Origin of the sequence: Flavobacterium sp. 316 (genome assembly GCF_000967805.1) — a bacterium.
In the GTDB taxonomy this organism is placed as follows: domain Bacteria; phylum Bacteroidota; class Bacteroidia; order Flavobacteriales; family Flavobacteriaceae; genus Flavobacterium; species Flavobacterium sediminilitoris.
The window spans coordinates 487,758-512,549 of the sequence record NZ_JYGZ01000002.1; the positions used below are offsets into that span (position 1 = coordinate 487,758).

Consider the following 24,792-nt stretch of genomic DNA (forward strand, 5'->3'; position numbering starts at 1 on the left):
CGAAATAAAGATTATAAATAATGTCAAGAGTTTGTGAACTTACAGGTAAAAGAGCAATGGTAGGAAACAATGTTTCTCATGCTATGAATAAAACTAAGAGAAAATTTTCTGTGAACTTAGTTAAGAAACGTTTCTATATTCCTGAAGAAGATAGATGGGTAACTTTAAAGATATCTACTGCTGCGTTAAAGACAATCAATAAAAATGGTATTGCTGCTACTTTAAAACAAGCAAAAGCAAATGGATTTGTAAAATAATCCGTAAATCGTAATAATATATCAAGATGGCAAAGAAAGGTAATAGAATTCAGGTTATTTTAGAATGTACTGAGCATAAAGCTTCTGGTGTTCCAGGAACTTCTCGTTACATTACTACTAAAAATAAAAAAAATACTCCAGATAGATTAGAGATTAAAAAATTTAATCCAATCTTAAAGAAAGTAACTGTTCATAAAGAAATTAAATAATATAAGTCATGGCAAAGAAAACCGTAGCAACTTTACAAACAGCTTCTAAGAGATTAACTAAAGCTATTAAAATGGTTAAATCTCCAAAGTCAGGTGCATATACATTCGTAGAATCAGTTATGGCTCCTGAATTAGTTGATGAATTCTTAAAAAAGAAATAATTCTTTTTTTTTAAATAATATATAGAAAAGCTACTTTCGTTTGAAAGTAGCTTTTTTATTTTTACATTTGTTACTAAATTTATAAGTACTATAAAAATGAGTTTTTTTAAAAGAATTTTTTCTTCTGAAAAAAAGGACCCTAGCCTAAGTGAGCAAGAAAAGCAAACTTTAGATAAAGGATTAGAGAAATCTAAAACTTCTTTCTTTTCAAAATTAACTAAAGCTGTTGCTGGAAAATCGACTGTTGATGATGAGGTTTTAGATAATCTTGAAGAGATATTAGTGTCTTCCGATGTTGGTGTAAATACTACGTTGAAAATTATTGAGCGAATAGAAAAAAGAGTATCTACAGATAAATATCTTGGAACAGACGAACTCAATAAGATCCTTAGAGAAGAAATAGCTGGACTATTATCTGAAAATAACACAGATGACAATGCCAATTTCGCTATATCTCCAAGTAAAAAACCATACGTAATCATGGTTGTAGGAGTTAATGGAGTTGGAAAAACAACAACAATAGGGAAATTAGCAAATCAATTTAAAAACGCAGGATATAAAGTAGTTTTAGGAGCTGCAGATACTTTTAGAGCTGCTGCTATTGATCAATTGCAAATTTGGGCAGATAGAGTAGGAGTGCCAATCGTTCGTCAGCAAATGGGTAGTGATCCTGCATCAGTTGCTTTCGATACACTACAATCAGCCGTGTCTCAAGATGCAGATGTTGTTATAATTGATACTGCTGGACGTTTACATAATAAAGTAAATTTAATGAATGAACTTTCTAAAGTAAAACGTGTAATGCAAAAAGTGGTTGAAGATGCACCACATGATGTAATGTTAGTTTTGGATGGATCAACAGGTCAAAATGCATTTGAACAAGCAAAGCAATTTACAGCAGCAACAGAAGTGACGAGTTTAGCAGTTACAAAACTAGATGGAACTGCAAAAGGTGGAGTTGTAATTGGAATTTCAGATCAATTTAAAATTCCTGTAAAATATATAGGTGTTGGAGAAGGAATTGATGATCTACAAGTCTTTAATAAAGTAGAATTTGTAGATTCATTTTTTAAATAAAAACTAAAAAGAGGATTCGTTTAGAATCCTCTTTTTAGTTTATAACCGCATTTATTTTCTCCCATAATTCATTATCAAATCCTGATAATGCAAAATTTGAACCATCTGCTGCATTTCCCATTCTAATAATAACTAGTTTTCTACTTGGAACTACATAAATCTTTTGATCGTCTTTTCCTAAAGCACAATACATGTCATTTGGAGCATTTGGAATTAATTTTCCTTGAAATTCAAACTGTGTTTGTGGTAAATGATATGAAGTTTTCCCATTTAACCACCATAAATAACCGTATGCAATGTTAATATTTTGCGATGTTGTTGTGGCGTTATTAAAATAGCTCGTGTTTAAAACTTGAGTGCCATTCCAATTTCCTTTATTTAAAGCGAGTAACCCAAAACGGGCCATGCTTCTAGTGTTGCTCCAATAAACACTAAAATCATTACTTTGAGCCCAATATCCAGTCATACCAATGGGTGTTTTTAATTTAGTAGTAAAATAGTTGTTCCAAGTTTCACCAGTTGCTTCGCTTACCACATCTTGTAATTTTACATAAACATTATGATACGCCCATCTTGTTCCAGCATCTGCTTTATATTGAAGATTTGAAGGTGAAACATTATCGCCTAAACCATCATCTAATCCAGAAGTCATAGTTAAAAGATGTTTGCAAGTAATTAAGTTTTCTTTTGTTATAGAGGTGCTAGTCCAGCCAGTTCCTATGTAATCAGATACTTTGTTGTTACTATTTATATAATTTTCTTGTTCAGCAATACCAACTATTGTAGCGGTTAAAGTTTTTCCTGCACTAGCCCAATACCATGGAGAAGTACTTGTATGTCCATTAAAATAATTCTCTAATACAATTTTCCCATTATAAAGAATTATAAAACCTTTTGTATTTTTCAATTCTAAGTAGTTAAGTAATGCTTGCACATTATTCTCATTCCAATTTAAACTAGAAAGACTTTTTGTTTCCCATGACATTCCAGCATTAGGAGGAAAATACATTATTTCTTCAGAAGTTGTTGTATCAGAATTGGTATCATCAGAAGAGCTGCAACTAATGAAAATAAATAATATAAAGAAATTGATAGCGTATTTCATGGTGTATATTTGTCTTATTTGACAATAAAAGTATTAAATAGTTTAATTAATTTATTTTAAAAATGTAATTTTATTTCAAATTTTAGAAAATGAAAAAAGCCATATTTTATATCCTTATAACTTTTATAACACTATCTTGTACAAAGTCTATTAAGGATTCTGATTTAGAGAATATTAAAGGATATTGGGAAATAGAAAAAGTAATATTACCAGAAGGAACTTCGAAAGAATATAAAATCAATGAAGAAGTTGAAAAAGTAGAATATAATAATGGAAAAGGAGTTAAGAGAAAAGTGATTTTACTTTATAATGGTAATTTTTTAGTAAATAACATAAAACAACAATTCTCAATTGAGAAGAGAAAAGATTCTTATTTTATTATGAATAAAACAGATTTTTCAAATTGGGAAGAAGAAATATTAACATTGTCTCCAGAAAAGTTGATAGTAAAAAATGAAGAAGGAATAGAGTATTATTACAAAAAAAGAAACGATATAAAACTAGAAGACAATGGCAAAAAGAATTAATGAAGAGCTTCCTATAAAAGACATTCTAAAAAACTTCATTACACAAAATAAATTAGAAACAGGAATTGATAAAGTAGATGTAAAAGATGCTTGGCAAAAAATGATGGGAAATGGAGTTGTTAGCTACACAGAAGCAGTTGAGTTAAAAAACAACACCTTATACGTAAAACTAACGTCATCAGTTTTAAGAGAAGAATTGTCTTATGGAAAAGAAAAAATAATAAAAATGATTAATGATGAAATGGGGAAAGAACTAATTAAATATTTAGTTTTAAGATAATATAGTACTATTTCATGTTCACAATTACATTATGTTTTTTTAGTAATTCTAATGACGACTCAGATAAATGATCAAATTTTTCTTCAAGAGTAATTAAGTTTTTCTTTTGATTAATACGCCTCAAAGCATCAAAAAAACGTCTAATTTCTTCCGAATTTGACAAAACTAAATGAGGAACTTTTGTAGTGTTTCCATCCTTATCTTTTGCAACCATTGTAAAATAACTAGAATTGCAATGCTTTACTTTTCCAGTTTGAATATTTTCAGAAACAACCCTTATACCAACAAGCATTGAAGAATTACCAACATAATTTACAGATGCTTTTAATGTGACTAATTCACCTATTTCAATAGGATTTAAAAAATTAACGACATCAACAGAAGCTGTAACACAATAACAACCAGAATATTTTGAAGCACTAGCAAATGCAATCTGATCCATAAGTTGTAACAAGTAACCTCCATGTATTTTACCACTAAAATTAGAATGAGACGGTAACATTAATTCAGTAAATGTTACCTTTGAAGCGTTTACAGAGTTACTTTCTTTATTTTTCATATATACCTATGGTTAACTTTTCATTTTTATCTATAGCTGCTCTATACATTCCAGAAGTATTAAACTCCATTACAATATTTCCTTTTTTATCAAGAGCAATAATCCCACCTGTACCACCTATTTGGGTTAGCTTCTTTTGAATTACTTCTCTCGAAGCTTCTTCAATACTCATATTTTTATATTCCATTAAAGCAGAAATATCATAAGCTACTACATTTCTGATAAAAAATTCTCCCCAACCAGTTGCAGAAACACCACATGTTTTATTATTTGCATAAGTACCAGCTCCAATAATTGGAGAATCACCTACACGTCCCCATTTTTTATTTGTCATACCACCAGTAGAAGTTCCCGCAGTAATATTCCCATTTTTGTCTAAAGCAACACAACCAACAGTTCCAAATTTGGAGTCTTTTATATTGGAATCATAAAAAGAAGCTTTTCCATCATGGTCAAGTTCTATTTTTTCTTTTTCCTTTGCTTTTAATAATGATTGATATCTGTTTTCTACATAAAAATAAGAAGGATCAACAATTTCTAATCCGTTTTGTTTTGCAAAATACTCAGCACCTTCTCTCGCAAGCATAACATGCTCTGATTTTTCCATAACAGCTCTGGCAAGGTTTATAGGGTTTTTTACAGTTGTTACACCAGCAACTGCACCCGCTTTTAATGTTTTGCCATCCATAATAGATGCATCTAATTCATTTTTCCCATCATTAGTAAAAACAGCCCCTTTACCAGCATTAAAAAGAGGAGAATTTTCTAAAATATTTATTGTTTTTTCTACTGCGTCAATACTTGTTCCACCATTTTTTAGAATAGAATACCCTTCTTTAACTGCTATTTCTAAAACTTTTTTATATTCTAATTCAAGTTCAGGAGACATATTTTTCTTTAAAATAGTACCTGCTCCACCATGAATCACAATTGCAATGTTTTGATTTTCAAGGAGATTATCAGCCTTGTCAATAGTTTTACATTGAATAAAAACAATTGAAATGAGAATTAAAATGTATTTTTTCATGTTTTATTTATTAAAATGAGGCGATTTTTCAGGAGTAACTTTGGTAATAAAATAACGAGTTTCGCCCCACCAAAAAAAAGTACGATAGCGTTCTACGTATTCTACTTTTACATATTTTCCTTGTAAATCTTTTAAAGATTGTATTACCTCAGGTTGATTATCCATTATAGAAAAATTGAAAATTTGTGCACCCGATATTCCTTGACTAATTTCCCCTTCCCAAGTTTTTGTAATATATCCTTTATGGCTTATTTTAATCAACTCTCCAGATCTAACACCTTCGCTATATGGAATATAATAGACAAAAGTGAAATAACCTATGATAGATAATACAAGAGTTAAAACACCATAAACAAGTATTTTTTTTAGTATAGACATATTTTTTAATTTATTAAATCAATTTCGTTTTCTGTGGCTCTTTTTATAATATTTTCAGGAAGAGCTTTTTTGGCCTTAGCGCCCATTTTCTTTAATTTCTCCACACTGGTTACTAAATTCCCTTTTCCATCAACAAGCTTATTCATAGCATTGCCATATTCACCCTTAGCCTCATCCATTTTTTTACCAATCTTAATCAAATCGGAAACAAACCCTTCAAACTTATCATATAATGCACCTGCTTGTCTTGCAATTTCAATAGCATTTTCTTGCTGTTTTTGATTTGTCCACATGCTATCTATAGTACGTAGCGTAGCCAAAAGAGTAGAAGGAGTAACAATTACAATGTTTTTCTCAAAAGCCTTGTTATATAGCGTGCTATCTTCATTAAGAGCTAAAGCAAAAGCAGGTTCAATAGGAATAAATAATAACACAAAATCAGGACTTTCCATTTGATAAATATCCTGATAATTTTTATCACTTAATTGATCCACATGACGCTTTACAGACGTAACGTGTTCCTTTAAAATAGCCACTTTCAAGTCATCATCATCTTCATTCACAAAACGTTCATAAGCAGTCAAAGATACTTTAGAGTCAACAACCATTTTCTTTCCATCAGGAAGATTAATAATCACATCAGGCATTACTCTGCCACCTTCTTCAGTGCTAAAACTCTGTTGAACCTCATATTCACGCCCTTTCTCTAATCCTGATTTTTCTAAAACACGTTCTAAAACCAGTTCGCCCCAGTTTCCTTGCATTTTACTATCGCCTTTTAATGCTTTAGTAAGGTTTACTGTTTCTTTACTCATTTTATCATTCATTTCTCTAAGACCAAGAATCTGTTGGCGCAAAGCAGCATGATAATCAATACTCTCTTTGTGTGTGTCTTCTACTTTCTTTTCAAACAATTGAATTTTTTCCTGAAGTGGATTCAGAATAATTTTCATGTTCTCCTTATTCTGTTCTGTAAACTTATTTGTTTTTTCTTCTAATATCTTATTGGCTAAATTTTCAAATTCCTTAGTGAATTTTTCTTGTAATTCATTAACCTCTTGTTTTTGCTCTTTATTGCGCTCTAGTAAATTATCAAAATCGTTCTCCTTTTTCGCTAAATGAATAGCCAAAGCCTCTTTCTCTTTTTGAATACTTTCTTTTTCAGTAGTTATTTGTAAGATTGTTTTTTCAAACTGATTTTTTTCAGACTGAAACTGCTGCTTAAATTGCTCAATTTGACTCAGTAACCCATTGTTTCGCTCATTTAAGCTTGATTTTTCGGCTTGAGATTGCGTTTTAGAAAGTAATTTACCAAGGTAAAAACCAATAGCTAAGGCGATGATAAAAGCGGCTAATACTATAATAATCTGTGACATAAAAAATAACTAATTTTAACTGTAAATTTAAGGAATTACTTTTTAATGAATAAAGATTCTGATTGATGATTTTAAAATATTTATGTATTTATAAAAAGCGATTTTAAATATCAATAATAATATCTTGAACTTATATTCATTTTCTTTATTTTTGAAACAATCTTCAAAATAACAATCCATTAATATCAATGCATGGAACACCAACACTTTATGTTGCATAAACCACACGGCTATTTGAGTCAGTTTGTGTATGAATTGAAACGAAAGAAAAAACTACTGGGCGAATTATATCCTTTTCCAGAAGGAACCATGGCAATAGGTCGTTTGGATGAAGACTCAGAAGGTTTACTTTTATTAACTACTGATGGAAAAGTAAGCGAACAAGTACGTAGAAAAACTGTAGAAAAAGAATATTACGCTCAAGTAGATGGTATTATTACACAAGAAGCGGTAGAAAAATTACAAAAAGGAGTAGAGATAGGAGTAAACGGTACAAAATATCTGACTCGAAATTGTTCTGCTAAATTGATTATCGATTTACCTAATTATATAGGACCAGGTAGAAGAATTAGAGATGATAGACATGGTCCAACTAGTTGGGTTTCAATCACAGTTACAGAAGGTAAATTTCGTCAAGTAAGAAAAATGACTGCTGCTGTTGGCTTTCCTACATTAAGACTGATTCGTATTCGTGTGGGAGAAAATTATCTTGAAGGATTAAACGTTGGAGATGTTAAAAAAGTAAATGTTTTTCCGCTATAAGGAAGTAAATTAGTCAATAATCTTAAAAAAAATACTGTTAAAGTAAGAAACAGTGTCAAATTTTTGATGCTGTTTTTTTTAAAGCTATTTTTATTATCAACAGTATATAAATTAAATATAGTATTAACAATACTAATCATAGGGTAGTTTTTAAAAATGAGAAATTTTAATTATGATTTTTCTTGATTTTTTCAATAGATTTGCACTCAATTATTTAAGCTATTAGTTACTTTATGAGAACGATTATTATTATGGCATTATTGATTACAGAATCAATAGTTGCCCAAGTTGGTATTGGAACAACTGCACCAAATTCAAATTCAATATTAGATATTTATGGAACAGATAAAGGTATTTTAATACCGAGATTAACAAGTGTACAAATTAATGGAATTACATCACCTCCACAATCATTAATGGTTTATAATACAGATGTTAATTTATATTATTATTACAGTTCTGCAAGTAATTCATGGATGCCCGTTAATGTAGGTTCAATTGTAAATGTTTCAAGTACAACATATACATTGTCGGCTAGTGATAACGGTAGAATTTTAGATTTTACATCTAATTCAAATATAACATTGACAGTGCCTAACACATTACCAGTAGGATTTCAAGTTAGTATTACCCAAGCGGGAACAGGTCAAGTAGTTTTTGTAGGAAGTGGAGGAATGACTATAAATAACCGTTGGGGTGCTAAAGCAACATCTGGACGATGGGCGAAAGCAGGTATTGAAGTAAGAGCAACAAATGTAGCAGTATTAAGTGGCGATTTACGTTAAGTGTAGAAAAATGAAGATAAAAAAATACTTTTATAGCTTAGTTTTAAGCTTAATTACACTGACGTTTTTTGGACAGTCTTTACCTGCAAACAGATACCACGTACCATATTTATTAGATCAAGTATCTGTATCACCTTCTTTTGCATATAGTTTAAGAAAACTAAGCAGAGGTTATACAGGATTTGCAGTTAAGATTAGAAGAAGTACAGATAATGCAGAAGCAAACGTTAGTTTTAATAATAATGATATTGTTGCAAATGATAGTCAAGTTGTTATTACCTCGCAAGGATCTAGCTCTTTAACTGTTGGACAAAAAATAACCTATTCAGCTTTTGTCGGAGCAAGTAACGTATTTGTTACAACATGGTATGACCAAGGAGCAAACGCTTACAATGCTATTCAAACGATTAATGCTAATCAGCCTAGATTAGTTTTAAATTCCGCAGGATCTTCAAATACTTTACCTTCAATTCTTTATAATGGAGCAGTTGAACCAGATTGTTTGGTGGTTAATCAGCCTATTCAAAATTTAATTAATTCTGGAATAAATGGATCATTTATGCTGTTATGTAAACCTACTCAAAATACAGATCAGCATTCTTTTGGAATGAGATCAGCTTCAAATTGGCGATGGTCTATACATATTAATTGGAGTGATGAATATTGTTATTTTGATGCATCAGAAGAATGTTGTGCAACAAATAGACGTTTTTATAATTCCTCAAGTTTAAATATTTATAAGCAATATTCTTTTGTACGTGGAACAGCCTATAAAACAATTCGTTTAAATAATGTAGTAACAACATTGAATAATGCATCAGCTACATCATATTCTCAAACAGGAGGTGCTTTTTATCTAGGTTCATGGGGAGCAACTAATGCAAAAGGTTTTTATGGTAATGCACCAGAAGCTATTTTATTTCCTACAGATCTTGCTACTTCAGAGTTAGATATAATAGAACGTAATCAAATGAATTTTTGGTTATAGAAAAACATAGTATATAAAAAAAGAGTTGAAATTATAATTTCAACTCTTTTTTTATGCCTTATTTATTTAAAAATTTCATTAAAAAAATCTTGCATCGCTTGCCAACTTCTTTTATCGGCTAATTCATTATAAGCAGCACCTTTACTATTGTCAGTATCTAAATCTTTATGAGTAAAAGCATGAACAGCATTAGCATAAAAATTCATTTGCCAATCGGCTTTTGCAGTTCGCATTTCATCCTGAAAAGCAACAACATCCTTTTGCGGAACATAAGGATCATCAGCACCATGTAAAACCAAAACCTTTGAATGAATCAATTTTGTTTCACGCATAGGATCTTTCCCTAAACCACCATGAAAAGAAACAACTCCTTTTACATTTAAATTACCTCTAGCCGCTTCAATAGCTCCTGTTCCACCAAAACAATATCCTATTACTACAATTTCATCTGCATTTGCACCTTGTTTTATTAGTTGATCAATAGCCAATTGAATTCTTTTTTGATAATCTTTATAATTGTTTTTAAAATAACCAGATAATTTTCCAGCTTCAGAAGTATCTTTAGGATTGTTATTTGTTCCATAAATATCTGCTACAAATGCATGATAGCCTAATTTAGATAAATTCTCTGCCGATTCTTTCGCATGCGCATCAATACCCATCCAAGCAGGAAGTATAATAACTCCAGCATTTTTAGGATTGTCTTTTTGAGCTTTAGCAAAAAAGCCTTCTAATTTTTGATTAGTGTCTGAGTAGTTAATTGTTTCAAGTTGAGCCATCATAGTAAAGCTAATAGAGAATAGTAAGATAATTGCGTATTTTTTCATTGGTGCTTATTTATTGTTCTGATTATAAAGTAATATTATTTCGTATAACTTCTTTTTTAATTTAGTTTCAGATTGTAAATTTTTATAAAAATAATGAAATCTTATCAGTTTTTCTAAAACAAAAGACAAAAGAGTTTTAAAACTAAACGACTTTAAATTTACCTATTGTTTTATCAAACACAACCGATTCATTTTGAAACAATTCATTAAAAACATCTTGTTCAATTAAATTGCAAGGTTGATCTTTAACTAATCTATTTTCGGTTAAAACAATCATTTCATCACACAATTGTATAGCTAAATCAATATCATGCGTAGAATATAAAATTGTTTTCCCTGTTTCGTGAGTCAATTTTTGAAGTAGTTTAATTAATGATACTTTATGAACTAAGTCTAAATGAGTAGTAGGTTCATCTAATATAATAATAGCAGTATCTTGAGCCAAAGCCCTTGTAATTAATGCCTTTTGAAGTTGTCCGTCACTAATTTCAAAATGTCTTTTTTCAATAAAATTACCAATGTCCGTTAATGCAATTGCATTTTCTATTTTTTCTTTATCTTCTGGTGTTAAAGTACCTAGCCAATTTGTATAAGGTTGTCTGCCTAAAGCTACAATTTCATAAACCGTTAAATTACTAGGAGGTAATGACTCTGTAAGAACAATACTAAGTTCTTGAGCTAACTCTTTAGGATGATAGTCTGATATTCTCTTTTGATTAATAAAAATATTTCCTTTAATAGGAGGAATAATTCCAGTAATTGTTTTTATTAATGTTGATTTCCCAATTCCATTAGCACCAATTAGCGCAATTAATTTGCCAGATTCTAAACTAATATCACACTGTTCAATAATTGTTCTGGTATTGGATTTTGTAGTATATCCTATAGAAAGGTTTTCGCTATGTAATACTTTTTTTGACATGGTAAAGTTCTTATTGACTTTAATAGCAAAGCTAAAATATTTAAAAATAGAAATAACCGTAATCTCTTTATTTTTTTGATTTATCTATTGAATAATATGGAGAACCACAAACTTGTCGTGCTGTAAGCATCCTAATTAGTAACTTCATAATAGTATGTATTAGTTTTAGGCATCTTTATGAAAAGAATATTGAGGTTTTTTATAATTTAGCGATACACTTCGCTCTCTTTTAGTACGTATAAATACACACAAAAACATAAAAATACGTGTTTATATGCGTTGCGAGTTTAAAATGAATAGGTTACGGTTGTAAATAATACGCTTTATCATACATAATAAATAAGTTGGTAACAAATTAAAAAATATTGAAAATGGACAAAGAAAAATATCTCGATAGAATTAAATATTCAGGAAAATCTAAACCTAATCTAGATTTATTAAAAAAACTACAAAAACAGCATCTTTTAAATGTTCCTTTTGAGAATTTAGACATACATTATAATATTCCGATTGAATTAAACATTGATCGAATTTATAAAAAGATTGTACTCAATAATCGCGGAGGATTTTGTTATGAACTTAACGGATTGTTTTTTGAACTGTTACTTGCATTGAATTTTGAAGCCAAGCGTATATCTGCAAGAGTTTATAGTCAAGAAAAAGGATATGGAGAAGAATTTGACCATTTTGCAATTATTGTTAAAATTGATGGTGAAGAATACTTAAGTGATGTAGGATTTGGCGATTTTACTTTTGAACCTCTAAAAATAGATATTGGTAAAATTCAAAATGACGAATGTGGGACTTACCTTATAGATAAATATGATGAAAAATATTTTCGTGTAAATAAAGTGGAAAATGGAAAAATAACACCCGAGTACATTTTTCAGAAAGAAAAAAAGGATTTTAATGATTATCAAGAAATGTGTAAATATCACCAAACTAGTCCCGATTCTCATTTTACACAGAAAAGATTAATCTCATTGCCAACAACAAACGGAAGAATTACTATAACCGGAAATAAATTAAAAATCACAGAATCGGGTTCAACAACTGAAAGTGAAATTAAAAATGAAATAGAATTCAGACAGCATTTAAGGAATTTATTTAACATTATAGAATAAAGTCACTTGACAACAAGTATATAATTTATTTTACTAGTTTTTGCATACTTACAAAAATCCTCATGGACTTACATATTTAATATTTATCACAATAAACACATTATAAATATAAAAAACACCTTATAACAACCATCTGTAACAATTGCTAGGCTTGTATTTAGACTTTTACTTCGTTTGTTCACTTCGCTCAAGTCTCTGAAAATTACACGAGTAGTTTTGTACTTGTAAACTTTTGTTATAAATTTACATAACTACCAAACTATTAGATGCAATTGTATCAAACTGATTTTAAACTTAAAAAAATAAACAAGCAATGCAAAAAATACAATTTAGAAAAGAAATAAACGCATCCGCTCAAAAAGTATATGAAACAATGCTGGGTTTGAAGAATAAGGCTACTTACGAATATTGGACAGCAACTTTTAATCCTACTTCTACTTATGAAGGAAGTTGGGACAAAGGAAGCAAAATCCTTTTTGTAGGAATAGATGAAAACGGGAAAAAAGGAGGAATGGTGTCGGAAATTGTAGAACACAAACCTGCTAGTTTTATTTCCATTCGTCATTACGGATTTTTGAACGAAGGTATTGAAATAACAACAGGTGAACAGGTAGAAAAATGGGCAGGCGGACACGAAAATTATAACTTTCAAGAAAGTAATGGTATTACAACTGTAACTGTGGAGATGGATACTATTGATGAATATTTAGATTACTTCAATAACACTTATCCAAAAGCATTAGATAAATTAAAAGAAATTTCAGAACAATAAAAGACATAAGACTTTTATATTCAATGAAAAGATTTGTGAGATAGGTTTTATATTACCAACAATGTATTGATTTTTTTAAGTAAAAACTCGAACTGACGGAGTGCTAAATACAAGCTACGTTTCTTTGAGTGCAAAACGTATTGAGAAGTTATAAAAAAACTAAACATTCTTTTTATAAAGACGTTCAAACTAATGTATAGTATTACGGAGTTGCTAATGAGATGCTTACAGCATGACAAGTTTGTAGTTCTCAATACACGGTTTATACAATTGCTAATAGCATTTCTTAAAAACCACTCGAACAGAGGAAATACAAACAAAAAACAAATTTATAGTACAATTATTAGTTATTAAATTCCACAATCTTGTCATCCTGAAAGGATCCCATTTGTAGCTCAATAATACTGAGTTTTTAATGCGACCCTTACAGGGGGACAATTTTCGTTTTAGTGGAAAGTTTTTTAATTTTCCTCATTCAATAATTTTTGAAACTTCCAATTGGCAACTTTTCTAATTCTCATCATCCTGTCTGCTACATCAGTGTTGTAGGAACATCTAGATATATCAAACCCAATCCAGTTAGGAAAATATTTTTTAGCCATTTCAAAAATTTGTTTGTCAAATTTTTTAGAGCGCATAACACCTACATCGTTTTTTGACCCTATAATTAATGTCATTCTATGATGAATTACATATTTAAAAGCATTGGCTAAAAGATGATTTGTTTCCCATAGACCTTCGTCTTCCCAGATAAATGCTCCTGAAAAACCTTCATATTCCATTTTTGGATTACTCATTTCCGATTTTGTAGGCAACTTACCTTTATAGATAACAAAGGTTCTCCAAATCCATAGTTTTAGGATTAAATTTTTTATCATTAACTATTTTTTATAAGCGTATCACTTATTTACAAATCTAAGTTAATACTTGCTAAATAGCAATATGTATTACTACTAATCGAGTTTGGTTTAATAGTAATTAAGTTTTGTTTACTACTAATCAAATTATGCTTATTACTAATTGAGTTTGGTTTAATAGTAATTAAGTTTTGTTTACTACTAATTAAATTATGCTTATTACTAATTGAGTTTGGTTTAATAGTAATTAAATTTTGCTTAATGTTAATTAAACTAGGTTTACTACTAATTAAATTTGGTTTAAACCTAAAGTATTTTGTGTCTTGCTAATTGAAATTCTTTTTAATGATAAATTTTCGTCAGTTGGAGTGATTTTATTCCTAATCTTAGGAAAGAAAATTGCATTGAGAAGTTATAAAAAAACGCAATATTCTTTTCATGAAAATGTCCAAACTAATGTATAGTATTACGGAGTTGCTAATGAGATGCTTACAGCATGACAAGTTTGTGGTTCTGGATATACGTTTCTTTGAGTACAAAGCGTATTGAGAAGTTTTACTCCAATTTTCTACGTTAAAAAAAATCGAACAGAGGAAGTGGTGGTTTTGTGTTGCATGTGTGTAAAAGTGTTTGTTATAATAAAAAAAGCAACTTGTTTGAAAAGTTGCTTTTTAAAGTATATAGTTAGTATTGGGTATTATTTTTTAGACGCTTTCATATTCTTGATAAACAGTTTTATTTCGTCTAAATGTTTTTGTTTTGTTTGTGTTACGCTAATTTTACTTTCATAGTCAACTGCTCCATTGAAGATATGACTAATGTTTAGCGATGAACCTCTACTTGCTGAGTGACAAGAGAAGCAGTTACCCATTCCTTCTACATTTTGACCGTGAATGCTTGTTGGAGAAAAGCCAAGTTGTTCATAAGTTTCCATAGTAATATTGTAGGCAGCTACAGAACCTCTTGGTAATTTACCAGGAGCAGAGTTGCTTAAAGCACTACCTAATGAAACTAATAATTTTGCTTGTTCGGTTGGGTAATTGTGTCCTTCGGTATTAATCCAGATAGAACCATTGTAAAAATAATTTTTCCAAACGTCTGTTAGTTTCTCTTTTACAGATGTATTAATAGCTGCGATGTTGTCATAATTTAAAGGTTCTTCTTGACTTGTTGAAAGAAAAGTATCACCAGCCTGACGTGGTACTCCATATTGGTTTACTGCAAAAACACTAGTGCTATCTGCATTTGGAGCATTACTTGTAATATTTGCAAGTGTAGCTGTTGCATGAACATCGAATAAAAGTTTGTTGGTTTTTGAAGTTACAGGAACATCGGATGTTGTGGTTGCTTTCCAATCATAATAAGGTGCAAGGTCATGATGTTCGAAAGTAGCCCAAACAAACTCAGGATGGTTATAGACTATGCCTACAACATGCATTCCTAGTAGTGCAATTTTTGTGTCTTTTCCTTCTACAACTGCATCTGTTACAAAATAACCAGTAGTATCTGGAATGGCATCAGCACTTACCCATGCTATTTTTAATTCTAAAGAACCCACAGGGAAAGTAGCATTGGAATAATCGCTTTTTTTCATTTTAGCATATTTCCAAATACTGTTGTATAAACTATCGTTCACATGGATGGAGTAGTACACAGGGTAACTAGTAACATTAGAACTAAACGATTTGTTTGTATTTAGAATGTCACTAGTTGCTTGTTTTTTGTCTGATGCAGTTAAAACAATTTTATTGTTTGTAGTTGGAATACGTACTGTTTGAGAGGTAACTTGAAATAATTCCTCAAGGAATAATGGTTGCCCCGAAACATCATTGGTTAACCAAAGAAACTTTTGCCAAGACCATTGATGAAAATCACAGTTACTAACGGTAGTATTGTCTCCAAAAACACTAGTTTTGTCTTCTCTAGGTGCTGGTGTTTTTCTTTTTCCAGTAATTGTGTCTACTGTAAACCAACTAGAAGGAGCTAAGCAGGCTTTATCTTCTTCTTTAATGTAGGTTGCTACTGTTTCCTCTTTTTCTTCTTCTTCTTTTTGATTTTTTGGATCTTTACAGGATTGGGTGGAGAGTAAAACAAAAAGTAACAGCCCCGTTAGATTTTTAAATTTTTTCATGTTTTCTGTTTTAAATTAATTAAATGTTTAGGATTTGTTTGTATATAATGAATTGTATAGGGATTTGAATGAATATAAAATTAAAGCTTGTTTTGATATTAGTTTGTTTTTTGATGACCAATACAACTATTTGATGAAAATAGATTTTACGCGTCTAATTATCAATAATTCAGCAGTATAGGTTTTTGTTGTTATCATTTCTACACAAATCTAAACATTGTTTTGTAAATATATACAGGTATTTTTACTTGTTTTTTAGAAAAAAAATATTTTAATTTTAGTTTAAAATGTATTGAAATAGAAGAAGTTATGATTTGTGTCGAGAAATTTTGTTTTAGTACACAGGTTCTCGATACCTTTTTTATGAAATTGATTTTGAAATAAGTCAACTTAAATCTATTCCAAAGAACATAGATAAAAATGCAATAGAAAATTAATCTATAGTAGATTAATCAAAAAAATAGATATTGAAGAATATTAAAGAGTTTATTATTAAAGGTAATGCTTTTAAAAAGTATTATTTTTTCCAGTAAAATGTCACTTTATTTTATCTCTAATTGTTACGTTTTTTCAGTAGAGTTGAATTTTAAGATTTTATTTAGCTATGTTTCTTAGTTAGTTTTGTTTGCACAGATAGATATAAAATAATCGTCTAAATCGCGAATTGAAAATTCTATTCGTCCAGAATTAATGTTCAAATGAGGTTCTTCTTCTATTTTTGCATTAAGCTTTTTTGCATTTTTCCAAATTAGGTTTAAATCATCTACAACAAAGTATAAAATGAGTCCGTTTCCTGCTTTTATATTCGGGTTAGATAAGGTTGGATGCTCGTGAGCGCTCCATTTATGCAATGATAAAATTTGTTCATTGTTATCGTTTGTCAAAATTTCAAATGTGTCTCCACCATGTCCACTTTTACAGTTTAATAGTTTTTGATACCATTCTGAACTTTCGTGTACATTTTTAACTGCAATTATAGGTTCTGTTTTTATCATTTTGAGTCTCAATATTTATAAATTCTAAAAAAAATATCATTAATTCATAGTACGTTTTAATCAAAGGAATTAATCTCTTGAATAATTTTACCTTCTCCGTTTAACATTTTAAACAATGGATTTCCAATGCTATCTACTGAAATAATAATTCTTGGTTTTTCATCGGGTCCATTAATTACTAGGCTAGAATTACCATTATTACTCATTAAATTAATTCTATTTATGTTACTTCCTATTTTACCCGATGTGTCTTTGTCATTAATGATTAACCCAGATCTATAGGTATTATCATTGTTGCTTTGTTGAGATAATAGTCCAATAGCATCTGCATTATTATAATCTAAGGCTAAAGCATAAGTACTGGTTTTTGGATTTTTTGAAAGTGCTATTCCACCACATTCATCTCCTTTTTCATTATAAAAGATTATACCTGCTGGATTAAGAGCTCGTTTGTATTTTTTACCTAAAATTATAGGTGGTTCCATTTTTTCCTGATTGGATAAAACTATTCTATTAATACCATTTTCATCTACTATATTAATGCGTTTTACAGTAATTTCATCAAAGGTTTCATTCATTGTTTTGAAAGAGTAAAGAAGCATTGAAAATGCTAGAGTAATTATTCCAGCATAAAACCCAAGTATCCATTGTGATGTTTTTTTCATTTTTAAATTGTTTTAATTTATTAAGTTTTGTATAAGTTAAATTTTATTTTGAAAATGCTAAATAGTATAATACTAGAAGGGTTTACATAAGAAAGGATTTAGTGATTGTTTTTATTTTCTAATAATTGGATTCGGTATTTAATCATTCTTTCAACTAGGTCAATAGGAATAGGTTTATCTAATGGAAATTGAACCGAACCTTTTCCTTTTTTATATTCGCTTAATTCCAAGTCGAATTTTTCCATAGTAGTGGGGTGTGGATAAAGACCAACGTGTTTTTTATAGCCTGCAATCATAATTTGCTGTTCTCTTTTTCCACCTTCTACTAATGAATATGCTGGAATATTATAATTGAATAATTCAGTTGCATTTGGTTTAACTTTAAGAATACACTTTTTTAACTCTATAAGTGCTTTTTTCGTTTTTTCAGGTTGAGTATTAAAATAGTCATCAACCGTTTTCGGCTTGTCCATTTTTATATTTTTTAGTTTGTAATGATATTGTAATTAACCATAACACACAGAATAACAGAACTATTCTTCCTGACCAACCAATTAGTACATTCGGACCTAAATTTCCATTGTTCTTTGGTAATTCTGTAGTCATATCTATTATTGTGTATATTTCTGAAATCCAAAGTAGAATTGTCATTATTAATATTGGACCTTTATATTTTTTGTAATTCGGATTTTTAATAAAAACCCAAGCGAATAGCAATGAAGCCATTATTAAGAATCCTAAAAATCCAGCTCCTACACTATGGATTAATCCGCTTGTAGTTCCTTGTTCCTGAGGAAGAGTTGCTGGGTCAGTGTTAAAAAGACCTGCCAATAAAAATCCGATTGCAGAAATAGCTAAAAATGTTTTTCCAATTTTTCCTCCAAGATTTGTGTAACATTTTCTTGATTGTATAATGAAAGACACAATGCTAAAAGTCATTAATGAAAATGCAATATTCATTAACCAACCATAATTACCAAGCGCTGTTTCGCTAATTGGTTGCCAAGATGGGTTGATTTCGGGGTTAGCAAAATGAGCAATGATTGTTATAACAATAGTAAGAATGCTCAAAAACACTGAAATGTTACTAAAGTTTGTCTTCTGTGATTTCATGTTTTTAGAGTTGGTTTTTAAAGATTTAATAGAAATTTATCTAATCTTTCCAGAGTGGAAAGCATTCCGTCTTGCATTCCCATTTTGATTATAGTTTCTAAATCTTCAAGAGAATTATACACTATTACAGTTTTTACTATTGTATTATCGCCTTTATCAGTAAATGTAACTTCCCATTTTGCTTGTGGTAGTTCTTTGCTTATTTCGCCTTTTTCATTATTAAAAGCATCTAAACTTGTGTAGTATTCAATAGGCTTAATTGTAAGATATTTTGTCCAACCCCAATATTCTGTTCCATTTGGTTCAATCATTGCATAATGCCAATGTCCATTTTCTCTAAAATCCATAGATTTGGTTTTAGTTGATAAGGGTTCAGGTCCAAACCATTGATCTAAAAGCTCACTTTTTGTATAGCAATCCCAAATGAGTTGTCGTTCTGCTAAAAATTCTCGATTAATCGTAATTGTGTTTTTTTCCTTATCTACAAGGAAATCGAATTGCAAATTAGTTTTCATTTTTCTTGTTTTTAATTGTTGATAATAAGTTGTCTAAATTATTGAAACGGTTTTCCCATATTTCTCTGAATTGTGCTAACCATTTATCTATTTCTTTCATTTTATCAATTTTTAGGTGATAGTATATTTCTCTTCCTTTTTGATTTGCTTCAACAAGTTCACATTCATTTAATATTTGAATGTGTTTTGAAATTGTTGGTCTTGCTACATCAAAATTTGACGCTATATCACCTGCTGTCATAGATTGTGATGTAAGCAATACTAAGATTGCTCGTCTTGTTGGGTCGGAAATAGCTTGAAAAATATCTCTTCTTAGTTTCATTGCGAAGTCATTTGACTACATATATATATGAAGTTATTTAGCTACACAAATATTTTTATGATTTTGTGAAAATTATTATAGATGAATTTCAAAAAAAATAAAAAAGAGTATTGGGTTTTCAAATTTCATTGTTTATCATCGTTTGGATTTATTAGGTTCTATTAAAACAAACAATTTTTGAATGAATTGAAATAAGATATTGATAAGGCTGCGTATTTCAAAGTGATGGAAAAGTCTATTTTCGAATATCAGTTCCATATCATCATTCTTATAGAAAAAATAAAGACCTCCTTTTACATCCAAAAAAGGTCTTTACTAAAAGTGAAAATTCTTTTTACTAAAGAAAGATTCTTGTTCCCAAATTTATTTTAGTTCTCTTTTTTGTAAGTTGAATACTGTTCCTGCTGGGTCTTGAATCCAATGCATGTCTTTTGGAAGTTCTTCGATTTCGTCACAAGTTTCTACACCGTTAGATATTAAATAATTTGTTGCTTCTGTTACATCGGGAACTGTAAGTTGCAGCCAAGTTTCCGAATGGGTATAGTTGTCTACACAGTCTAACCATATAATATTATTGCCAAATTTTACTTCGTGTGTCCTAGAAACAGTAGGGTTGCTTATAGGTTTTTCTTGGACTTCCAATTTTAAAATATCTTTATAAAAAGCTACTGTTTTGTCGTATTTGCTTTTTGGAATTTTTATTGCAATGTTAATTCCTGCTTCAAATTTTGTTTCCATGTTTATCAATTTTGTTTGTTTAAGTTGTTATCAATTGAAATGTCGGCTAATGGTATAATAAATTAAAAAAGAGTTATTTTTTACGTATTGACTTTTCGATTAAATAAAGACTTAAAATTATAAAAATCATTTTGTTTTAAATGTTAAAAATGATGGTTTTTATACATTTTGTTGGGCATCCTATTAAGTCTCGATAGTCAATTGAGTATTCTGTATCAAAATTATCATGTCTATATATAAAAGTTTCGTCAATATAAGATAAGGTTATATAACCTTATTAAAAAGGGGTGAATACCTTGTGATTTAAAGATTGAAAAACAGGACTTTTGAATAGTAATAATCTAAAAAATAAAATTATGCCATTAATTTGTTCAACTTCAGAAAATTGGATAGTTCAAGAAATCATTGAACCTGTAGAAAATTGGGTTAATCAACAACAAAAGCAATGTAAAAAAAAGAGGTGGCCTTGGAAATGGTTTTGTTGGTTCATAATGATATTAATCAAAATAATTACTTGGGTAGTTAAACAAATATTGGTTAAAATAACAACAACTATATGTGTTTTTATTGCTTGGAGTATAGGTTATGTATTTGGTTGGATTCCATGGATTGATAAATGGTTTAAATCTTGCTATTTAGAACTAAAAAATAAAAAAGATTTGCCAACTGGTGAATTTGAATACACATACTTTTGCAGATGTAATAAGGATTGTAAAAATACTACTGAAGCTAAAGTAGTTGCTAAAGATATAAAGGAAGCAAATGAACTCGCTAAAATTGAATGTAATAATAAATGTAAATAAATTATTGTGAATTTATGATAGAAATTCAAAGTTTAGATGAACTTAAAGATTACTTGATGATTAATAGAAATTCAAAGTTTGATATTCGATTTTTAAAAGACGAGTCTTTAAATTTATATTTTAGTATTAAAATAAATAAATATAAAAATTCGTGCGGTTGTAATACAGGAGCTCTTTTTATGAGTTCTTCAATCTTATTATGTATCATTTTAAAACTAACTATTTTCAATTTTTCAACATTTACTTGGTTTACTCAAACTTTATATGCTTTACTGTTTGTTTTTAGCTCTTCTTTATTCGGTAAATTTTTTGGAATATTGATAGCGAGAATAAAATTGAAATTAATATTATCAGAGATAGAGAGTATATAAAATAGAACATAAACGTATAATTGTGGTCATTTCTAATTTGTCAATGGCAAAATCAGATATTTGCTAATGCATTCATAGAAGGATGTTTTTCTAGATTTGTTAAATGCAAATAAATATTATGAATCTCGTTATAATTAAATGTGTAATTATTGAAAACCAATCAGTTTATCTTACTCATGGTATTTTAAAATCAATATATTATCTGCTTAAACCTTGATTATAAACAAATTCATTAAAAAGAATTTGCTCAGTTCGTTTGTCAACTGACATTTCTGAAATTTTCATATCACTCATTCCTTGAGGTGAATAGAAATAAGTTTTCCAAATAGGTCTATGTTTTATAAATAAGTGCTTCCCTCCAAATTCATCGTGAGAGTATAACCCAATCCAAAATTTTGATAGAATTAGAATTCCAATGATTCCTAATATGAGACTTTTTTTTAGATTCAATTAAGTGTTTTTTTTAAATTTAGTAACAATTAGACTAAATTCTCTATTTTTAATTTTCCAAAATGTGGTAATATATATTCAGTCATTTTATTTGTAATATCTTTTTTTAGTAATTAGTTGCATTTCTATAGTTTTTGTTACGATATCATCTTTATCCCTTTTTCTTGTATTGAGAATTAGTTAAAATGTATATTAAAACAATTGTGAATGGTATCACTATTGAGTAGACTAGAATAGCTTGTCTGTCAATAAAAAGGGAAAGTGTATCGAATTCATTTTTTGGTTTACTTTTATATAGGAAATTTTCACCTGTAAATTTTGAGAGAAATAAACCTAAATATACAATGCTTCCAGTTTCAATAAAAATTGTCCAAACCGTTATAAAATCAGAAAAAAATACTCCAGAAATTCCAATAATTGTCCAAACAATTAATCCAATTATTGGTGTAGCAAGAAATTTTTGATTTGAAAATTCAATTTGTTGCTCTTCAAGTGTTCTTTTCATTCGTTCGCACTATTTTAGGGCTTATAGTTGTTACGTAAATGTATAATAAAAGACTACAAGTGCAAAATTACGGATGCACTTTTTAAAGAAGAATTTAGAAATAAGCTAAATTAAATAACTGATAGTGTTGTAGTTGGTTTGTGTAATGACGTATGTGAATAGAGGTGAAACTTTTGAAAGTCTAATACTATCGGTTTTATTTCATAATTGTTCTTAATGCTCGCTTTATTATCTTTTCTGTTTCTGCTGTTGGCGATTCTGATTTCCATTTTTTGCATAACTTGATTACAAATTCAGGTTTAGACTTACTGGCATCGTTTAACCAATTTCCAACGCTATCTTGAACATATTTTGATTGATCTGATTTTAATTCTTCTAAAATGGGTAACATTTGTTCAGGATTTTCTTTTAATTCTTCAATATGTTTGCACCAAACACCTCTTGGTCTTGTTGACTCCGTTGTAAAACGTCTAATGTTTTCATCCGAGTCGCTAGTCCATCTGCTTAATATTTTAATGGATTCAGTAAGATTTTTTTCAATTTCAGGTCTTAAAGCCATCCAAACAATTTCTCTAACTCCAAAATGCTTGTCGGCAATTAGTTTTCTGGATTGGTTAAGCTTTTCTGAAATATTCAAATCACTATCCAAAGCTATTAGATATGTGACATAACATCTTAACGTATCTGATTCGTGATTGCTTAAAAGGCTAATTGTTGAAGTTATAGTTTTAGATTGTTTACAATATTCATAAAGATGTAGTCCGATAAGTTTTATTAAACTCATTGTAGAAGGTTTTTTTTGTAGCTCAATTGCTTTTGTGATAGTATCAATACTTTCTTCTAATCCAATTTTTTGGAAAGTGTTTTGAATCAATTTAACTTGATTGATGGCTAACCATTCTGTAAGATTAACCGTTGGAATTTTACCTTCGTTGAGTAATTTTAGTACGTTATCTGGAATGTCCTGTGCTTTTTTTGCACCTTTTCTATTTTTGATTTCTTCGCTTACCATATTTTAGCCAATTCTGATAACTGTTTTTTAGATTGTTCAAAGTTACTATTTTTTAAATCTTCTGTTCCAAAATCTTGTGCCTCTGTGTTTACAAAAGTGATGTTTGTTATTCCTATAAAATTTAGCAATGCTCTTAAATAATTTTCTTGAAAATCGAAAGATTCAAGTATTTCTCCGTTTTTATAGGACATTGCACCTCTTGATGTGATTACTAAAGCTTTTTTACCGCTTAACAGTCCTTTCATTGCTCCATTTTCGTCTAATTCGAATGTTCGTCCAACCCTTACTATATTGTCAATATATGCTTTTAAAGTTGCAGAAATGGAGAAATTATACATTGGAGATGCTATTATTATTTTGTCGCTATTTGTTAGTTCATCTATTAATATATCGGACAATGCAAGTATGTTTTTCATTTCTTGCGTTCTGTTTTTCTCTGAGGTATAATTTGCTTTAATGAATTCGTCAGTTGGAAAATTTGGCGGATGAATGCCAACGTCTCTACTTTTCAATGAGTATTTTTTGTGGTTTTTCAACTGTTCCAAGAAATAGTCGGTTAGCATTCTTGTTTTTGAATTTTGAATTCTTACACTTGAATCGATTCTTAATATTTTCATAGATTTGTAGTTTAAATTTTGTCAAATTTATGATCTTGAAACAAAGTAATCAATACCGCATATTTTTGTCAATAGGGGATAAAAAAGTCAATATTATGGATACAAAGGAATTAGTTGTTGAAAATAAAATTTGTCCGTTAGAAAAAGCGGTTAACACAATTAGTGGAAAGTGGAAAATTCCTATTATTTGGCAAATTAATGAAGGTAAAAAAAGACCAAGTGAATTTTTAAGAGGAATTGATAAAGTTGATAGAAGAGTGTTAAATCAACATTTGAATGAAATGGTTTCGGATGGTTTATTGACTAAAGAATCATTCAATGAATTACCTCCTAGAGTTGAATATCAATTAACGGATTTAGGTCGAGAATTGGTTGATGTTCTATGGAAATTAAACGATTGGGGGAAATTGCTTCTAGATAAAAACGAATAATACTAATTTAAATAGATGATAATTTGTGTGTGTATTGTTCTTTCGTTTTATATAAAAGCATAATTAGAGAATTATCGATACATTTTGGGAACTATTTGGTACATTCAAATTAATGGTTGAAACTCTACATT

At 29.3% G+C, this 24,792-nt stretch carries 34 protein-coding genes; 14 read left to right on the forward strand and 20 right to left on the reverse strand.

The genetic code is table 11. The features are described 5' to 3' along the window. Nucleotides 1-20 precede the first annotated feature (20 nt). The 4 genes from rpmB (at nt 21) to ftsY (ending at nt 1,704) form a co-directional block, all read left to right on the forward strand. Nucleotides 21-257, forward strand: a complete 237-nt coding sequence (rpmB, locus tag SY27_RS05830; protein WP_045968084.1) for a 50S ribosomal protein L28 — start codon at nt 21-23, stop codon at nt 255-257. Nucleotides 258-283: 26 nt separating this feature from the next. Next, nucleotides 284-466, forward strand: coding sequence for a 50S ribosomal protein L33 (rpmG, locus tag SY27_RS05835; RefSeq protein WP_045968086.1), 183 nt, complete (start codon nt 284-286; stop codon nt 464-466). 8 nt (nt 467-474) lie between these two features. Beyond that, nucleotides 475-627 carry a DUF4295 domain-containing protein gene (locus SY27_RS18490; protein WP_008253891.1) on the forward strand — a complete coding sequence of 51 codons (153 nt, stop codon included), beginning with the start codon at nt 475-477 and terminating at the stop codon, nt 625-627. Nucleotides 628-723: 96 nt separating this feature from the next. Continuing rightward, entirely contained in the window at nt 724-1,704 is a 981-nt protein-coding gene (gene ftsY / locus SY27_RS05840) for a signal recognition particle-docking protein FtsY (RefSeq protein ID WP_045968088.1), read from the forward strand. Between the two features lie 34 nt (nt 1,705-1,738). Here the strand turns inward: ftsY and SY27_RS05845 are convergent, their stop codons facing one another. Next, nucleotides 1,739-2,809, reverse strand: coding sequence for a serine hydrolase (locus SY27_RS05845; RefSeq protein ID WP_045968090.1), 1,071 nt, complete (start codon nt 2,807-2,809; stop codon nt 1,739-1,741). A gap of 89 nt (nt 2,810-2,898) precedes the next feature. Here SY27_RS05845 and SY27_RS05850 point away from each other — a divergent pair, with 89 nt between their 5' ends. Together SY27_RS05850 and SY27_RS05855 are read left to right on the forward strand one after the other, a co-directional pair. Then, nucleotides 2,899-3,336: a hypothetical protein gene (locus tag SY27_RS05850; RefSeq protein WP_045968092.1), complete on the forward strand. Its 438-nt coding sequence runs from the start codon at nt 2,899-2,901 to the stop codon at nt 3,334-3,336. Next, on the forward strand, nt 3,320-3,616 hold the full coding sequence (locus SY27_RS05855; RefSeq protein WP_045968094.1) for a DUF721 domain-containing protein: 297 nt from the start codon (nt 3,320-3,322) through the stop codon (nt 3,614-3,616). Before SY27_RS05850 ends, SY27_RS05855 begins: the two co-directional genes overlap by 17 nt. A gap of 7 nt (nt 3,617-3,623) precedes the next feature. Here the strand turns inward: SY27_RS05855 and SY27_RS05860 are convergent, their stop codons facing one another. The 4 genes from SY27_RS05860 to rmuC are packed head-to-tail and all read right to left on the reverse strand — an operon-like array spanning nt 3,624 to nt 6,956. Continuing rightward, nucleotides 3,624-4,175 (reverse strand): acyl-CoA thioesterase, encoded by a 552-nt coding sequence (locus tag SY27_RS05860; RefSeq protein ID WP_045968096.1) that lies wholly within the window; start codon nt 4,173-4,175, stop codon nt 3,624-3,626. Next, nucleotides 4,165-5,202: an isoaspartyl peptidase/L-asparaginase family protein gene (locus SY27_RS05865; protein WP_045968098.1), complete on the reverse strand. Its 1,038-nt coding sequence runs from the start codon at nt 5,200-5,202 to the stop codon at nt 4,165-4,167. The genes SY27_RS05860 and SY27_RS05865 overlap by 11 nt, the downstream gene beginning before the upstream one ends. Nucleotides 5,203-5,205: 3 nt before the next feature. Further along, nucleotides 5,206-5,580, reverse strand: coding sequence for a hypothetical protein (locus SY27_RS05870; protein ID WP_045968100.1), 375 nt, complete (start codon nt 5,578-5,580; stop codon nt 5,206-5,208). 5 nt (nt 5,581-5,585) lie between these two features. Then, nucleotides 5,586-6,956: a DNA recombination protein RmuC gene (rmuC, locus tag SY27_RS05875; protein ID WP_045968102.1), complete on the reverse strand. Its 1,371-nt coding sequence runs from the start codon at nt 6,954-6,956 to the stop codon at nt 5,586-5,588. Between the two features lie 192 nt (nt 6,957-7,148). Here rmuC and SY27_RS05880 point away from each other — a divergent pair, with 192 nt between their 5' ends. The 3 genes from SY27_RS05880 to SY27_RS05890 all read left to right on the forward strand — a co-directional run bounded on the left by SY27_RS05880 (nt 7,149) and on the right by SY27_RS05890 (nt 9,491). Then, a complete protein-coding gene (locus SY27_RS05880) occupies nt 7,149-7,718 on the forward strand; it encodes a pseudouridine synthase (RefSeq protein ID WP_045968104.1) in 570 nt (189 codons plus the stop codon). Nucleotides 7,719-7,951: 233 nt separating this feature from the next. Then, the gene (locus SY27_RS05885) at nt 7,952-8,503 is read left to right on the forward strand and encodes a hypothetical protein (RefSeq protein WP_045968106.1); all 552 of its coding nucleotides are present in this window, start codon (nt 7,952-7,954) and stop codon (nt 8,501-8,503) included. 10 nt (nt 8,504-8,513) lie between these two features. Further along, a complete protein-coding gene (locus tag SY27_RS05890) occupies nt 8,514-9,491 on the forward strand; it encodes a hypothetical protein (protein ID WP_045968107.1) in 978 nt (325 codons plus the stop codon). A gap of 62 nt (nt 9,492-9,553) precedes the next feature. On the opposite strand, the gene SY27_RS05895 is transcribed toward SY27_RS05890, so the two are convergent. Both SY27_RS05895 and SY27_RS05900 read right to left on the reverse strand, forming a co-directional pair. Then, nucleotides 9,554-10,318: a dienelactone hydrolase family protein gene (locus SY27_RS05895; protein WP_045968109.1), complete on the reverse strand. Its 765-nt coding sequence runs from the start codon at nt 10,316-10,318 to the stop codon at nt 9,554-9,556. 142 nt (nt 10,319-10,460) lie between these two features. Next, nucleotides 10,461-11,240, reverse strand: coding sequence for an ABC transporter ATP-binding protein (locus SY27_RS05900; protein ID WP_045968111.1), 780 nt, complete (start codon nt 11,238-11,240; stop codon nt 10,461-10,463). Nucleotides 11,241-11,611: 371 nt separating this feature from the next. Here SY27_RS05900 and SY27_RS05905 point away from each other — a divergent pair, with 371 nt between their 5' ends. Then, complete coding sequence (locus SY27_RS05905) at nt 11,612-12,364, forward strand: arylamine N-acetyltransferase (protein ID WP_045968113.1); 753 nt, start codon at nt 11,612-11,614, stop codon at nt 12,362-12,364. Nucleotides 12,365-12,677: 313 nt separating this feature from the next. Further along, nucleotides 12,678-13,136: a tungsten formylmethanofuran dehydrogenase gene (locus SY27_RS05910; protein ID WP_045968115.1), complete on the forward strand. Its 459-nt coding sequence runs from the start codon at nt 12,678-12,680 to the stop codon at nt 13,134-13,136. A gap of 461 nt (nt 13,137-13,597) precedes the next feature. On the opposite strand, the gene SY27_RS05915 is transcribed toward SY27_RS05910, so the two are convergent. The 9 genes from SY27_RS05915 to SY27_RS05955 all read right to left on the reverse strand — a co-directional run bounded on the left by SY27_RS05915 (nt 13,598) and on the right by SY27_RS05955 (nt 20,472). Next, nucleotides 13,598-14,014, reverse strand: a complete 417-nt coding sequence (locus SY27_RS05915) for a hypothetical protein (RefSeq protein WP_045968117.1) — start codon at nt 14,012-14,014, stop codon at nt 13,598-13,600. 676 nt (nt 14,015-14,690) lie between these two features. Continuing rightward, nucleotides 14,691-16,124 (reverse strand): hypothetical protein, encoded by a 1,434-nt coding sequence (locus SY27_RS05920; RefSeq protein ID WP_045968119.1) that lies wholly within the window; start codon nt 16,122-16,124, stop codon nt 14,691-14,693. Between the two features lie 611 nt (nt 16,125-16,735). Beyond that, entirely contained in the window at nt 16,736-17,119 is a 384-nt protein-coding gene (locus tag SY27_RS05925; protein WP_045968121.1) for a VOC family protein, read from the reverse strand. 56 nt (nt 17,120-17,175) lie between these two features. After that, nucleotides 17,176-17,784: a hypothetical protein gene (locus SY27_RS05930; RefSeq protein WP_045968123.1), complete on the reverse strand. Its 609-nt coding sequence runs from the start codon at nt 17,782-17,784 to the stop codon at nt 17,176-17,178. 98 nt (nt 17,785-17,882) lie between these two features. Then, nucleotides 17,883-18,257 carry an iron chaperone gene (locus SY27_RS05935; RefSeq protein ID WP_045968125.1) on the reverse strand — a complete coding sequence of 125 codons (375 nt, stop codon included), beginning with the start codon at nt 18,255-18,257 and terminating at the stop codon, nt 17,883-17,885. Further along, entirely contained in the window at nt 18,235-18,897 is a 663-nt protein-coding gene (locus tag SY27_RS05940; protein ID WP_045968127.1) for a DUF998 domain-containing protein, read from the reverse strand. Before SY27_RS05940 ends, SY27_RS05935 begins: the two co-directional genes overlap by 23 nt. A gap of 17 nt (nt 18,898-18,914) precedes the next feature. Next, on the reverse strand, nt 18,915-19,412 hold the full coding sequence (locus SY27_RS05945) for an SRPBCC domain-containing protein (protein ID WP_045968129.1): 498 nt from the start codon (nt 19,410-19,412) through the stop codon (nt 18,915-18,917). Next, on the reverse strand, nt 19,402-19,734 hold the full coding sequence (locus SY27_RS05950; RefSeq protein ID WP_045968131.1) for a metalloregulator ArsR/SmtB family transcription factor: 333 nt from the start codon (nt 19,732-19,734) through the stop codon (nt 19,402-19,404). Before SY27_RS05950 ends, SY27_RS05945 begins: the two co-directional genes overlap by 11 nt. Before the next feature lie 363 nt (nt 19,735-20,097). Continuing rightward, the gene (locus tag SY27_RS05955) at nt 20,098-20,472 is read right to left on the reverse strand and encodes a VOC family protein (RefSeq protein WP_045968133.1); all 375 of its coding nucleotides are present in this window, start codon (nt 20,470-20,472) and stop codon (nt 20,098-20,100) included. 356 nt (nt 20,473-20,828) lie between these two features. Here SY27_RS05955 and SY27_RS05960 point away from each other — a divergent pair, with 356 nt between their 5' ends. Continuing rightward, a complete protein-coding gene (locus tag SY27_RS05960; RefSeq protein WP_045968135.1) occupies nt 20,829-21,275 on the forward strand; it encodes a hypothetical protein in 447 nt (148 codons plus the stop codon). 14 nt (nt 21,276-21,289) lie between these two features. Further along, entirely contained in the window at nt 21,290-21,646 is a 357-nt protein-coding gene (locus SY27_RS05965; protein WP_045968137.1) for a hypothetical protein, read from the forward strand. A gap of 198 nt (nt 21,647-21,844) precedes the next feature. Here the strand turns inward: SY27_RS05965 and SY27_RS05970 are convergent, their stop codons facing one another. From SY27_RS05970 to SY27_RS05985, 4 genes are all read right to left on the reverse strand, one after another. After that, nucleotides 21,845-22,096, reverse strand: a complete 252-nt coding sequence (locus tag SY27_RS05970; RefSeq protein WP_045968139.1) for a hypothetical protein — start codon at nt 22,094-22,096, stop codon at nt 21,845-21,847. Between the two features lie 151 nt (nt 22,097-22,247). After that, nucleotides 22,248-22,601: a hypothetical protein gene (locus tag SY27_RS05975; RefSeq protein ID WP_052705166.1), complete on the reverse strand. Its 354-nt coding sequence runs from the start codon at nt 22,599-22,601 to the stop codon at nt 22,248-22,250. 196 nt (nt 22,602-22,797) lie between these two features. After that, a complete protein-coding gene (locus tag SY27_RS05980; RefSeq protein ID WP_045968141.1) occupies nt 22,798-23,613 on the reverse strand; it encodes a DNA alkylation repair protein in 816 nt (271 codons plus the stop codon). Further along, a complete protein-coding gene (locus tag SY27_RS05985; protein ID WP_045968144.1) occupies nt 23,607-24,230 on the reverse strand; it encodes an FMN-dependent NADH-azoreductase in 624 nt (207 codons plus the stop codon). Before SY27_RS05985 ends, SY27_RS05980 begins: the two co-directional genes overlap by 7 nt. A gap of 95 nt (nt 24,231-24,325) precedes the next feature. On the opposite strand from SY27_RS05985, the gene SY27_RS05990 reads away from it, so the two are divergent. Next, a complete protein-coding gene (locus SY27_RS05990) occupies nt 24,326-24,661 on the forward strand; it encodes a helix-turn-helix domain-containing protein (protein WP_045968146.1) in 336 nt (111 codons plus the stop codon). The last annotated feature ends 131 nt before the right edge of the window (nt 24,662-24,792 follow it).